This is a genomic window from Microbacterium sp. NPDC091382, assembly GCF_044757025.1.
Classification (GTDB): domain Bacteria; phylum Actinomycetota; class Actinomycetes; order Actinomycetales; family Microbacteriaceae; genus Microbacterium.
The window spans coordinates 504,793-518,063 of the sequence record NZ_JBIVUD010000002.1; the positions used below are offsets into that span (position 1 = coordinate 504,793).

The window sequence follows — 13,271 nt, forward strand, 5'->3', positions numbered from 1 at the left end:
ACGGCCTCCGGAAAACCGGGGGCCGTTCTCGTTCGTCAGAGTCGCGCCTGGGCTTCGCGGACCCTCAGGTCGCGCGCGAGGTGGTCGCGCTGCTCGATGACGATGCGTCGGAGCGAACCGGGAGCGTCGGAATGGGCCTCCAGCCACGCGTCGACGGCCGAGGTGTCCTCCGTGGCCGGGAAGAGGCCGCGCACGAGACGCGCAGCGATCTCGATGCTGCGCGACCGCCACACCGGCAGGATGCGCGCGAAGTACTCGGCGTCGAACTCCGCGACGAGGTCACGGCTCTCGCCCGCCCTGGCGCCGCGGATGGTCGCGTCCAGGTGCTCGTTCGTGAGCGACTCGTCCTCCCACGCGCCGCGCCAGGCGTCCCGACGGACGGCCGCCTCGGGCCGCGCCGCGAGGGCAGCGAGACGTGCCGTGCGGCCCGACGCGGTGGCATCGCGTTCGGCTTCGGCCTCGATGCGTGCGGCGTCGACGTGACCGGACGCGGCGAGGCCGAAGATCCACCCCCAGCGCAGGTCAGGGTCCAGTGGCAGCCCCGCCGGTGCAGGGGCGTCCCCCGCGAGGATCGCCGACATCTCCCGCGCCCGGTCCGCGCACAGCTCGGCAGCCACGCCGACACTTCGCGCCCAGATGAGCTGCGCGTCCGAGCCCGGTTCCGCGGTCTCCATGGCGTGCCAGGCGCTCTGCAACCACCCGGAAGCGGCGCGCCCGACGTCGGCGACGTAGTGACGGATGGCGAATGCCGCGTGAGCGAGGACGTCGCCCAGGAGCGCCGGGTGCGACTCGCGAGGGGCGTGATCGGCCGCGATCGCCAGATAGGTGGATGCCGCCAGATCGCCGTCGCGCACCGCGTTCCAGAGCGCCGCCCAGACGACGCCCCGCGCGACGGCATCCGCCATCGTCGACAGGCCCGCAGCGACCGCCGCGACGGACCGCTCGTCGAGACGTACCTTCGCGTAAGAGCGGTCGTCGACGTTCGCGATGACGAGGGCCGTATCGGGGAGAACCGGCGCATCGACGACGGTGCGTTCCTCGAACAGGTCGACTGCGACCTCGCCCCGCGCGACGAGGGCCCCCGCCTCGTCGTCCCACAGGCCGACGCGGACCGCGTGGGGACGGCCGACGTCCTGCACGATCGTGAGCGGATACCGCTCCACGATCAGCGTCGGCAGACCTGTCGTCTCGAGCCACGCCGTGCTCCAGGACCGGAGGTCGCGACCCGATGCGTCCTCGAGCGCGCTCAGCAGGTCCTCGAGGGTCGTGTTGCCGTAGGCGTGCGCCGCGAAGTATCGCCGAGCACCGCGGAAGAACGCGTCCTCGCCGACGAACCCGACGAGCTGCTTGAGCACTGAAGCGCCTTTCGCGTAGGTGATGCCGTCGAAGTTGAGCTTGGCCGCCTCGAGGTCCGGGATGTCGGCGACGATCGGGTGCGTCGTGGGCAGCTGGTCCTGGACGTACGCCCAGCCTTTCCGCCGGCTCGCGAATGTGACCCACGCATCAGGGTGGAGTCCCGTGGCGACGTTGGCGTGCGTACCCATGAAGTCGGCGAACGATTCCTTGAGCCACAGATCGTCCCACCACCGCATCGTCACGAGATCTCCGAACCACATGTGCGCCATCTCGTGGAGAATCGTGTTCGACCGCGCTTCGCGCTGCGCGGCCGTGGCCGCGCCCCGGAAGACGTAGGCCTCGGTGAACGTGACGAGTCCGGGGTTCTCCATCGCGCCGAGGTTGTACTCGGGGACGAAGATCTGGTCGTACTTGCCCCACGGATAGTCCTGGTCGAACGCAGTCGTGAAGAAGTCGAGCCCGCGGCGGGTGATGTCCAGGATCTCGTCGGCGTCCAGATGCTCGGCGAGAGAGGCCCGGCAGAGCACGGCGAGGTTCACGCTCTGGCGATCGCCTTGCCACACTCCGTCGACGCGGTGGTACGGCCCGACCGCGACCGCGGTGACGTAGCTCGACAGGAGCGGCGTCTCGGTGAACGAGACCCGCACTCCGCCGTCGAGCTCGGTGCGCGACGACTCCGCCCCTCCGGAGAGGATGACGCCGTCACCCGACGCCGTGATGTGGAAGGTCCACCGGGCCTTCAGGTCGGGCTGCTCGAAACACGGGTAGACCCGGCGGCTGTCGGCCGGTTCGTACTGCGTGTAGAGGTAGACCGCACCGTCGACGGGATCGGTGAACCGGTGCAGGCCCTCGCCCGACCGGCTGTACCGACCGCGGGCGCGGATACGGACGGTGTTCTCGTCGGCGAGGCCGGTGAGGCGGATGCGGGCACCGTCCCACTCCACCGGGTGCGGCGCCCCGTTGACCTCGACCTCGTCGACCGAGACGCCGAGGAAGTCCACCCACGTCTGCGGGGAGGACGCTCGGAAGCGCAGTGTGCTCTGCGTGACGAAGTCCTCGCGAGCCGGATCGGAAGCGGAGCGGACGTCCAGGTCGACCTCGATCGCGTCGAGATCGACCACGGATGCCCGGGCCGCGGCATCCTCTCGACTCAGGTTCTCATCGCCGGAATGCTGCCGTGTCTGCATCCCTCCATGCTGTCACGCGGTCAGTCGGAACCCGCGTCGGTCGGTCCGCGGAGTTCGACCTCGTGCGAGGTCCACACCGCGTCGTCCGTCGACTGGCGGGCGACGGGCACGCGCGTACCGAGCACCTGCGCTACGACGTCCTGCGCGATCTTCGACGCCGTCAGCCCCGCGTCCACGAGGATCTGTTCGCGTGTCGCATGGTCGATGAACTCATCGGGGAGGCCCAGTTCGTCGACCGCCGTCGAGACGCCCGCTTCGCGCAGCACCTGCCGCACGCGTGTCCCGACCCCTCCGACGCGGATGCCGTCCTCGATCGTGATCACCAGGCGATGGGATGCCGCGAGTTCCACGATGGCGGGTCGGATCGGCACCGCCCACCGAGGATCGACGACGGTCGAGCCGATCCCCTGGGCGCGGAGACGTTCGGCGACCTCGACGGCCATGTGCGCCATGGGCCCGATTCCGATGATGAGTACGTCTTCGGAGCCGCTCCGGAACAGCACATCCGTGCCGTCCTCGAGCCGCTCGATCGCCTCGAGCGAATCAGGGACCGACCCCTTCGGGAATCGCACGACGGTCGGGGCGTCCTCGACGGTGACCGCCTCGTCGAAGAGCTCGCGGAGCCGCTCCGCGTCGCGCGGCGCGGCGATGCGGATCCCGGGCACCAGCTGGAGCATCGCGAGATCCCAGATGCCGTGGTGGCTGGGGCCGTCCGGGCCGGTGACGCCGGAGCGGTCCAGGACGAAAGTCACGCCGGCCTTGTGCAGGGCGACGTCCATCATGACCTGGTCGAACGCGCGGTTCATGAAGGTGGCGTAGATCGCCACGACGGGGTGGAGTCCTCCGAAGGCGAGCCCGGCAGCCGAGGCGACCGCGTGCTGTTCGGCGATGCCGACGTCGTAGACGCGCTTCGGGAAGCGCTGCGCGAACTCCTGCAGACCCGTGGGTCGCAGCATCGCGGCGGTCATCGCGATGATGTCGCTCCGCCGCTCACCGGCGGCGACGAGCGCCTCGGCGAAGACGTCGGTCCACGCGACGGCATCCGAGGACCCGATCGGCTCCCCCGTGACCGGGTCGATCTTGCCGACGGCGTGGAACTGGTCGGCCTCGTCGCGACGAGCGGGCTCGAAGCCGCGCCCCTTGTCGGTGATGGCGTGGACGATGACCGGCGCGCCGTATTGCTTCGCGAGGCGGAGCGTCTCCTCCATCGCGTCGAGGTCGTGGCCGTCGACGGGTCCGAGGTATTTGATGTCGAGATTGGAGTACAGCGCGACGTTGTTCGTGAACCGGGACAGGAAGCCGTGCGTACCGCCTCGGACGCCGCGGTAGACCGCCCGCCCGATCGGCCCGAGCAACCGCGACACGTGAGCGGAGCTCTGCCGGAGGGTCTTGTAGCTGTCGGCTGTGCGGACGCGGTTCAGGTACCTCGCCATACCGCCGATCGTCGGCGCGTACGAGCGGCCGTTGTCGTTGACGACGATGACGAGGTTGCGGTCGTTGTCATCGGAGATGTTGTTCAGCGCCTCCCACGTCATCCCGCCCGTGAGAGAGCCGTCACCGACGACCGCGACGACGTGGCGGTCCTTGCGGCCGGTGACGGTCAGCGCACGCGAGACACCGTCCGCCCAGCTCAGCGAACTCGACGCGTGCGAGGACTCGACGACGTCGTGCGGGCTCTCGGAGCGCTGCGGGTAGCCCGCCAGCCCGCCGCGGGAGCGGAGCTGGGAGAAGTCCTGCCGACCGGTGAGCAGCTTGTGCACGTAGGACTGGTGGCCGGTGTCGAAGATGATCGGGTCGTTCGGCGAGTCGAAGACCCGGTGCAGCGCGATGGTCAGCTCGACGACGCCGAGGTTGGGACCGAGGTGGCCTCCGGTGCGCGAGACGTTCTCGACGAGGAACGTACGGATCTCGTCGGCGAGGACGTGGAGCTCCTCGCTGGAGAATCGATCGAGGTCGCGCGGACCGGAAATTCCCTCGAGAAGACTCATGTCAGGAGTCTACGTGCCCGCATACGAGAGGACCCCGACTCCACGCGGAGCCGGGGTCCTCTTGACAACCGGGGTCAGACCAGCGAACGCAGCACGTACTGCAGGATGCCGCCGTTGCGGTAGTAGTCCGCCTCACCGGGGGTGTCGATGCGGACCACGGCGTCGAACTCGATCGTCTGCTTGCCCTCGGGCGAGAACTCGCTCGGCTCGGCGACGACCTTCACCGTCTTCGGCGTGACGCCCTCGTTGAGCTGCTCGAGGCCCGTGATGGAGACGATCTCGGTGCCGTCCAGGCCCAGCGAGCTCCAGCTCTCACCGGCGGGGAACTGCAGCGGGACGACGCCCATGCCGATGAGGTTCGAGCGGTGGATGCGCTCGAAGCTCTCGGTGATGACCGCCTTGACGCCCAGGAGGCTCGTGCCCTTGGCCGCCCAGTCGCGCGACGAGCCGGAGCCGTACTCCTTGCCGCCGAAGACGACGAGCGGGGTGCCCTGCGCCTGGTAGTTCTGGCTCGCGTCGTAGATGTAGGACTGCGGGCCGCCCGGCTGCGTGAAGTCACGGGTGAAGCCGCCCTCGACGACCTTGCCGTCGTTGACGGCGGCGACGATCTCGTTCTTCAAGCGGATGTTCGCGAACGTGCCGCGGATCATGACCTCGTGGTTGCCGCGACGCGAGCCGTAGGAGTTGAAGTCCTTCTGCGCGACGCCGTGCTCGGTGAGGTACTGAGCAGCCGGGGTGCCGGCCTTGATGTTGCCCGCCGGGCTGATGTGGTCGGTCGTGACCGAGTCGCCGAGGGTAGCCATGACGCGCGCCCCCGAGATGTCGGTGACGGCCGCCGGCGTGCGCTCCATGCCGTCGAAGTACGGCGCCTTGCGGACGTACGTCGAGTCCTCGTCCCATTCGAAGATGGGGCCGGTGGGCGTGGGCAGGTTCTGCCAGCGCTCGTCGCCGTCGAAGACGGTCGAGTACTGCTTGATGAACTGCTCGCGCGAGATGGAGTGGTCGATGACCTCCTGGACCTCGTCGGGCGAGGGCCAGATGTCCTTGAGGAACACGTCGTTGCCGTCCGCGTCCTTGCCGAGAGCGTCGGTCTCGAAGTCGAAGTTCATGGAACCCGCGAGGGCGTACGCGACGACCAGTGGCGGCGAGGCCAGGTAGTTCATCTTCACGTCGGGGCTGATGCGGCCCTCGAAGTTGCGGTTGCCCGAGAGGACGGCGGTGACGGCGAGGTCGTTCTCGTTGATCGCCGCCGACACCTCCTCGATGAGCGGTCCGGAGTTGCCGATGCAGATCGTGCAGCCGTAGCCGACGGTGTAGAAGTCGAGGCCCTCGAGCGCCTTGTCGAGACCGGACTTCTCGTAGTAGTCGGTGACGACCTTCGAGCCGGGTCCGAGCGTCGTCTTGACCCACGGCTTGCGCTTCAGGCCCTTGTCGACGGCCTTCTTGGCGAGCAGGCCCGCCGCGATCATGACCGACGGGTTCGAGGTGTTCGTGCACGAGGTGATCGCCGCGAGGGTGACCGCACCGTTGTCCAGGAGGTACGACTGCCCCTCGGGCGTCGTGACTTTGACGGGCTTGGATGCCGCGTGGCGCGCACCGCTCGAGATCATCGAGGGGGCGTGCTCGTGCTCGTGCTGGTGCGAGACGCCCTCGGCCGAGACCGTCTCGTGCTCGACGCCGGGAGCCGAACCCGGGTCGGACGCGGGGAAGGTGCCCTCGACCTCGACGGAGTCCTCGGCCGCGGCATCCGCGTAGTTGAGGATGTCCTTCTCGAACTGGTTCTTCGCCTCGGAGAGGAGGATGCGGTCCTGCGGGCGCTTCGGGCCGGCGATGGAGGGGACGACCGTCGAGAGGTCGAGCTCCATGAACTCGCTGAAGCTGAGCTCGCGCGACGGGTCGTGCCACAGCGACTGGGCCTTGGCGTACTGCTCGACGAGAGCGACGGTCTGCTCGTCGCGACCCGTCAGACGCAGATAGTCGAGGGTCACGTCGTCGACGGGGAACATCGCGGCGGTCGACCCGAATTCGGGGCTCATGTTGCCGATGGTGGCGCGGTTGGCCAGCGGCACCTGGGCGACGCCCTCACCGTAGAATTCCACGAACTTGCCGACGACGCCGTGCTTGCGCAACATGTCGGTGATCGTGAGGACGACGTCGGTCGCGGTCACGCCCGCGGGGATCTCACCCGTGAGCTTGAAGCCCACGACGCGCGGGATGAGCATCGAGACGGGCTGGCCGAGCATGGCCGCCTCGGCCTCGATGCCGCCGACGCCCCACCCGAGCACGCCCAGGCCGTTGACCATCGTGGTGTGCGAGTCGGTGCCGACGCAGGTGTCGGGGTAGGCACGAAGGACGCCGCCGACCTCCCGGTCGTAGATGACCTTGGCGAGGTGCTCGATGTTGACCTGGTGGACGATGCCCGTCCCCGGAGGCACGACCTTGAAGTCGTCGAAGGCGGTCTGACCCCAGCGCAGGAACTGGTAGCGCTCCCCGTTGCGCTCGTACTCGATCTCGACGTTGCGCTCGAGGGCGTTGTCAGAACCGAAGAGGTCGGCGATGACGGAGTGGTCGATGACCATCTCGGCCGGCGACAGCGGGTTGATCTTGCTCGGGTCGCCGCCGAGTGCGGTGACGGCCTCGCGCATGGTGGCGAGGTCGACGATGCAGGGGACACCGGTGAAGTCCTGCATGACCACGCGGGCGGGCGTGAACTGGATCTCGGTGTTCGGCTCGGCGTCGGGGTTCCAGTTCCCGAGGGCCTCGATCTGCTCCTTGGTGACGTTCGCACCGTCCTCGGTGCGAAGCAGGTTCTCGAGGAGGATCTTGAGGCTGTACGGAAGCTTCTCGAAACCGGGAACGGTCTCGATGCGGAAGATCTCGTAGTCGGTGTCGCCGACTGTGAGTGTGCTCTTGGCACCGAAGCTGTCAACAGTGGACACGTGTGCTCTCCTTCGTCGGCGGGCGCGGCGTCAGCCGGCCCTCCCATCTTCGCCCTGCCCGGTCGCGGTGACTAGTGAGGTCCGCCTTACTCCGGGCGGCGAAATTTATCTTGATATCAAGATACCTCACTTCGCCCCTCGGCGAGGACTCAGACGTCGTCGATGTCGGTGTCCCAGGCGTCCGCCGCACGGGCGACGAGCACCGGCTCCTCTTCGAGGCACAGCTCGATGAGCCTCGTCAGAAGCTCCGTCAGCGTCGTCGCACCGAGGAGACGGAACCGGTCGTACTCGCCGAGCGGCGCCATCGCGGCGAGCTGCCAGGAGGACTCCACGGGGTCGTCCGAGATCTCGGTGTCGGGGTCCCACCGCGCCTCGTCGAGGACGGCCGCGAGGTTCGCGACCCGGCGCACGACGCGCTCGGCCTCCCGTCGCAACGGCAGGAGGTCGTCGTCCCACGTCAGCGGCTCCACAGGTGCCGTGTCCGCGACCGGATGCGGATCGTCGGCGCCCCATCGGTCGACCGCGAACCGTTCCCCGCCGACGGCGATGACGAAAAGGTCGGCGGACCCGGCCTCGATCCGGACGATCCGAGCCATCGTGCCGAGCGCGCTCCGCTCATCGCCTCCCCCGGCCTCGAGTCCCCTCTCGATGAGGACGACGCCGAAGGACGGGTCCTCCGCATCCAGGAGACGGCCCATCATCGTCAGGTACCGCGGTTCGAAGACGCGCAGCGCGAGCGGCGTGTAGGGGAACAGCACGCTGCCGAGCGGGAACATGGGGACGGCGTCCATGACGCCCAGTCAAGCACTCGGGGGACCCGGCCGGGCGGTGCGTCAGTCCTGGTCGGGTCGCTCGGAGCGCGGCGGGTACAAGGCACGGACCGCGAGCCACGTGACGGCCACCATCGGCGCGAACAGCGGCAGCCCCATGATCAGCTTCAAGGTGCCGAGCGCCGCAGTCTGGTCGGTGAGGTACAGCGGAAGCTGAACGGCCAGCCGAGCGTAGAAGAGTGCAGCCCACGCGATCGCGAGCCAGAAGAAGACCCGACGCTTGCGACGATCGGCTCGCCACGCGGTCCCCTCGTTCATGAGGAATCCGACCGCCAGGCCGATCAGCGACCAGCCGATCAGTGCCGAGATCAGGAAGCCGGTCCCGTAGGCGGCGTTGGTGATGAGGCCCGGAACGAAGTTGTCGACCCCGCGACCCGTGAACAGGGCGAGCGCCGCGGCCGCACCGGTCGCGACGAGACCGCCGAACGCTGCGGCGACCGGCGATCTCTGGATCAATCGGATCACCGTGAAGACGGCCGCCAATCCGACCGAGGCCGCCAGCGACAGCACGAGGTCCTGTCCGGTGACCGTGAAGAGAACGACGAAGACGAGCCCCGGAAGCACCGACTCGGCGATGCCGCGCCATCCGCCCATCGCACGCCACACGACGTGGCCTGTCGTCGCGTCCTCTGCGGGGTCGAGGCCTGCGCGCTTGGCTGCGCCGCCGAGGGCCTGACCGAGAAGATCGGATGCCGTCGACTCCCCGGCCGGCGGCGGCACGAGATCGTTCCGGCCGGTCTGCGGCTCTCCGGGCTCGGGGAGGTGCTGCGGGGTGGTCATGCGCCGCCGGGGGATGCCGGCATCTTCAGCGGGATGAGATCTCGCGGGGGCATGGGCGTGTTGCCGCGGACGACCACGATCGAGCGGAACAGGTCCTCGACCTGCTCGGCCGCGGCGATGTCGCTCGCCGCCGCGCCGCCGATGACGCCACGCAGGAACCACCGCGGACCGTCGACACCGACGAAGCGCGCGAGTCGCTTGCCTGCGGCGCCGTCGGCGCCGGCGACGGGAACCTCGGCGAGCAGCTCAGGCCCGAGTGGACCCTCGCGCTCCTCCACTCGCCCTCCCTGCTGGCGCACCTGCTGGCGGATCTGCTCCCGCGTCTCCTCCCACAGACCGCTCGATCGCGGCGCCGCGAACGGCTGGACCTGCAGGGTCGATCCGGCGTAGTCGAGTCCGACCGCGACGATGCGCTTGGTCTGCTCCTCGACCTCGAGCCGGAGGTTCAGACCCTCCCGCGGGAGCACCTTGACCCCGCCCAGGTCGATGTAGGGGCGGACGGGGTTCGCCTCCGCCTCATCGAAGGGACCGTTCTCGGCCCGATCACTCGGTGCCGACTTGAGTGCGAGCTCGTCGCTCATGCCGTTGTTCCTGTCGTGTAGCCGGTGGATCCGAACCCCCCGTCACCGCGCACGCTGTCGGGAAGCGTGTCGACGGGGAGGAAAGTCGCCCGTGAGACGGGCATCACGATGAGCTGGGCGATCCGGTCTCCGGGGGCGATGTCGAAGGACTGCGCCGCATCCGTGTTCAGCAGGGTCACCTTGATCTCGCCCCGGTAGCCCGCGTCGACCGTCCCCGGGGAATTGACCACGGTGATGCCGTGCTTCGCAGCGAGACCGCTGCGGGGGACGACGAAGGCGGCGTAGCCGTCGGGAAGCGCGATGCGGACTCCCGTCCCGATGAGGGCGCGCTGCCCGGGGGCCAAGCGCACCTCTTCGGTGGAGACGAGGTCGGCGCCGGCGTCGCCCGGGTGCGCGTAGACGGGCACATGAGCCGAGATAATGGGAACGTCCACGGTATCCATCACCCCCCGAGGCTAATGCACAACCCCGACCGCACCGTCCCTCCCTCGTACCGCGAGCGACTGAGTCCCTCGCTGTGGCTCCTGGTGAGCGCGGCGGTGTGCGCCCCAATGGCCGCCGTGGTCTTCTCACCGATCGACACGACCCTCGCTCTCGCGATCGGATTGGGCGTCGGCATCGTCCTCGTGGCGACCCTGATCCTCGCCGCCCCCGTCGTGACGCTGTCGGACGGGGTCCTCCACGTGGGGCGAGCCCGCATCCCCGTCGCAGAGCTCGGAACTCCCGAAGTCCTCGTCGGGGAGGACGCCCGGGCTGCTCGCGGCGTCGGTCTCCGTCGCGACGACTGGCATCTGATCCGCGGCGGGATCGACGGCCTCGTCCGCGTCCCCGTCTCGGACGACGACGACCCCACGGCACGGTGGGTGTTCTCGTCCCGCACCCCCGATCGGGTGGCGGCGATGATCACCCGCGCGCAGCGGGGTCGCTGAGATCGGCGCTGCTTACGCGGCGCACTCGGTGCAGATCGCACCGATCGAGGTCTGGTGGTCGATCTGGGTCCGGTGCTTCACCAGGAAGCACTCGACGCAGGTGAACTCATCCTCCTGCGGGGGCAGGACGACGACGTCGAGGTCGACATCCGAGAGGTCTGCGCCGGGGAGCTCGAAACCGCTGGGGTTGTCGGAGTCCTCGACGTCGACCGAGCCGGACATCTTGTCCGGGACGCGTTCCTTGAGAGCCTCGATCGACTCGCTGTCGTCTTCGGTCTTGCGGGGGGCGTCGTAATCCGTGGCCATTCGAGAACGTCTCAACTTTCGGGGTGGTGCTGTGGGTGCGGCCCGTTCGGGCGGCCATAGTTTGCATCACCAGTCGATGAATCGCAAATGAGGCTCCGGGTCGACGCCGCCTTTCGGAGGCGCCCCACCGCAAACTCGCGGCACGCCCCGGATATTCCCGCCCGCGCGCGTCCGCCGTGACACGATGAACCGACCCGCTGGATCTGGAGGACGTCCGCATGGAACAGCTCAAAGTGATCGGCACCGAAGACGGTCGTCTGATGCTCGCGACCGACGCCGGCGACCGCTTCTCACTTGCCGTCGACGAGGCGCTGCGCGCCCAGCTGCGCCGCCTGCAGCGCGACGCGGAGCCCCGCACCACACGCCCGAACCCGCGCGACATCCAGTCCCACATCCGTGCGGGGATGACGGCGGAAGACGTCGCCGAGCTCCTCGGAGTGCGCGTGGAGGATGTGCAGCGTTTCGAGGGCCCCGTCCTCGCCGAGCGCGAGCACATCGTCGGCCAGGCTCTCGCTGTGACCGTGCTGATCGGCGGCGAGCTCGACCCGGGTGCTCAGCCGACGTTCGGCAACGCCGTCCGCGCCAAGCTCGCCGAGGCGGGCGCGACCGGCGAGCGGTGGACGAGCTGGAAGGACCAGAACGGCTGGACCGTCAAGCTCGAGTTCACGGTCGGCGAGGTCGAGCACGACGCGCGCTGGTCGTTCGATCCGCGGCGTTCGTCTCTGTCCCCGCAGAACTCCGACGCGACCCAGCTGTCCCGGCAGGGTTCGCTGCCCGAAGGCCTCATCCCGCGGCTGCGCGCGCTCGACTCCGCCCCCCAGAAAGACGCGACGCGATTCGACACGGGTGCGTTCGGTCCCCGCGCGGTGGCCGAGCCGGACGCCGACGTCGACGCGCCTGACGCTCGCCCCTCGTCCTCCCCCGCCGTTCAGCAGGCCGCGATCAAGCGGGCGCCGGACGCTCCGGTGACGTCGGCGGAGACGGCGGACCTCCTCGAGGCGCTCCGTCGTCGCCGCGGGCAGCGCGAGCCGATGCCCGGCGATCGCAGCGACGAGCGGGCCTCGAGCCCCGTCGCGCTGTTCGACGCCCCCGAGGCGACGAACGAACCGACGACGCCCGCAGCCCCGGAGACCCCCGAGACCGAGGCCCCGGCCGAGCCCGCCGCCGAGCAGAGCCGCCGTCGCGGTCGCACGTCGATGCCCTCGTGGGACGAGATCGTCTTCGGCGCGCGCAGCGAGGACGGCTGAGCTCAGCCGAACGCCCCGAGCCGGACGACCGGGACGATGCGCTCCTGCTCGGTGAGCGATCCGTGCTGACCGATCATGTTCTGCGGCTTCTTATCGGGCTCGCGGTCGTCGTAGTACGCCACCGCTGAGCGGGCGGCCACGAGGACATCGCCGATCCGCGCGCGGACGTCCGAGTCGGGAGCAGCGCCGAACAGCCCTGCATCGATCGCCTCATCCCGGGACATCACCCACGAACGGTGCGACTCGGCATCCCGCCACCGATCGAACACCTCGGCCGCGCGCCCTTCCTCTGCGTAGAGGTGGAGCATGCGGGGTTCCCCCGCGACGATCGCCACGCCCTCCACGAGCGGGTCTCCGTCTCGCAGCAGGACCTGGCGACGGCGCGGGACATCGACGATCCCGTGGTCCGCGGTGAGGACTGCCCCCGCGTGCGAGCCGATGGCCGCGTCCAGAGCCCGGGCCGCGCCGTCCACCCGCTCGAGCCCCGCAGCCCACTGATCGCTCTCCCATCCGTGCGCGTGGGCGATCGTGTCGAGCTCCGGCACATAGGCGTAGACGAGTGCACCCGGATGCCGGAGCGCCAGGTCGGCGGCGCGTTCCACCCGCTCGGTGATCGACGCAGCGCCGACGAACTCCGCGCCTCGCTGGAGAGCGGCGGTGAACCCGGTTCCGGCGTACCGCGGCTGTGAGACGACGAAGCAGGGCCGCCCGGCAGCCGACTCACGTTCGAGGAGCGGGACGGAGCGCTGCCAGGTCAGCGGGTCCAACCCGTCCGTCTCCCACCCCTTGAGCTGGTTCGGCGCCAGATCCGTCCCAGGGATGCGGACCCGATACCCGACGAGGCCGTGCTGAGCGGGCATCTCGCCGGTGAGCAGACTCGCCAGGGCGACCGCGGTGGTCGAGGGGAAGACCGTGCGCGCGGCATCCTTCTTCGTCATCCGCGCGGTGAGGAAGCGGGCGTACCCGGCGCGAGCTGTCAGATTCGCTCGACCCAGACCGTCGACCAGGAGGACGACCGCCGAGCGGGTCTGCGGGAACCAGTCTCCGCGCCCTTCGAGAGAGGAGAGGATCTGCGGCACGACACCGGTGAGGCTCCGAGCTGACGGCGGGTCCACGGGTAGGCTGAGA

Annotated in this window: 11 protein-coding genes; 2 read left to right on the top strand and 9 right to left on the bottom strand. The window is 69.4% G+C overall.

All coding sequences use genetic code 11. The features are described 5' to 3' along the window. Positions 1–35 precede the first annotated feature (35 nt). The 7 genes from pepN to dut form a co-directional block, all read right to left on the bottom strand. Entirely contained in the window at positions 36–2,543 is a 2,508-nt protein-coding gene (pepN, locus tag ACIQLK_RS09945; protein WP_400364585.1) for an aminopeptidase N, read from the bottom strand. A 20-nt stretch (positions 2,544–2,563) separates the two neighbouring features. Then, the gene (dxs, locus tag ACIQLK_RS09950; RefSeq protein ID WP_400364587.1) at positions 2,564–4,531 is read right to left on the bottom strand and encodes a 1-deoxy-D-xylulose-5-phosphate synthase; all 1,968 of its coding nucleotides are present in this window, start codon (positions 4,529–4,531) and stop codon (positions 2,564–2,566) included. Between the two features lie 74 nt (positions 4,532–4,605). Next, positions 4,606–7,470, bottom strand: a complete 2,865-nt coding sequence (locus ACIQLK_RS09955; protein WP_400364589.1) for an aconitate hydratase — start codon at positions 7,468–7,470, stop codon at positions 4,606–4,608. A 149-nt stretch (positions 7,471–7,619) separates the two neighbouring features. Then, entirely contained in the window at positions 7,620–8,261 is a 642-nt protein-coding gene (locus ACIQLK_RS09960; protein ID WP_400364591.1) for an LON peptidase substrate-binding domain-containing protein, read from the bottom strand. A 42-nt stretch (positions 8,262–8,303) separates the two neighbouring features. Beyond that, the gene (locus ACIQLK_RS09965; RefSeq protein ID WP_400364592.1) at positions 8,304–9,080 is read right to left on the bottom strand and encodes a DUF3159 domain-containing protein; all 777 of its coding nucleotides are present in this window, start codon (positions 9,078–9,080) and stop codon (positions 8,304–8,306) included. Then, positions 9,077–9,661: a DUF3710 domain-containing protein gene (locus tag ACIQLK_RS09970; protein ID WP_400364593.1), complete on the bottom strand. Its 585-nt coding sequence runs from the start codon at positions 9,659–9,661 to the stop codon at positions 9,077–9,079. The genes ACIQLK_RS09965 and ACIQLK_RS09970 overlap by 4 nt, the downstream gene beginning before the upstream one ends. Continuing rightward, positions 9,658–10,107: a dUTP diphosphatase gene (dut, locus tag ACIQLK_RS09975; protein ID WP_400364594.1), complete on the bottom strand. Its 450-nt coding sequence runs from the start codon at positions 10,105–10,107 to the stop codon at positions 9,658–9,660. Before dut ends, ACIQLK_RS09970 begins: the two co-directional genes overlap by 4 nt. 12 nt (positions 10,108–10,119) lie before the next feature. Here dut and ACIQLK_RS09980 point away from each other — a divergent pair, with 12 nt between their 5' ends. Continuing rightward, on the top strand, positions 10,120–10,590 hold the full coding sequence (locus ACIQLK_RS09980) for a DUF3093 domain-containing protein (RefSeq protein WP_400364595.1): 471 nt from the start codon (positions 10,120–10,122) through the stop codon (positions 10,588–10,590). A 12-nt stretch (positions 10,591–10,602) separates the two neighbouring features. Here the strand turns inward: ACIQLK_RS09980 and ACIQLK_RS09985 are convergent, their stop codons facing one another. Beyond that, complete coding sequence (locus tag ACIQLK_RS09985) at positions 10,603–10,896, bottom strand: DUF4193 domain-containing protein (RefSeq protein ID WP_018186686.1); 294 nt, start codon at positions 10,894–10,896, stop codon at positions 10,603–10,605. Positions 10,897–11,114: 218 nt separating this feature from the next. Here ACIQLK_RS09985 and sepH point away from each other — a divergent pair, with 218 nt between their 5' ends. Beyond that, on the top strand, positions 11,115–12,143 hold the full coding sequence (gene sepH, locus ACIQLK_RS09990) for a septation protein SepH (RefSeq protein WP_400364597.1): 1,029 nt from the start codon (positions 11,115–11,117) through the stop codon (positions 12,141–12,143). Positions 12,144–12,145: 2 nt separating this feature from the next. On the opposite strand, the gene ACIQLK_RS09995 is transcribed toward sepH, so the two are convergent. After that, on the bottom strand, positions 12,146–13,258 hold the full coding sequence (locus ACIQLK_RS09995; RefSeq protein WP_400364921.1) for an alkaline phosphatase family protein: 1,113 nt from the start codon (positions 13,256–13,258) through the stop codon (positions 12,146–12,148). Positions 13,259–13,271: the final 13 nt, after the last annotated feature.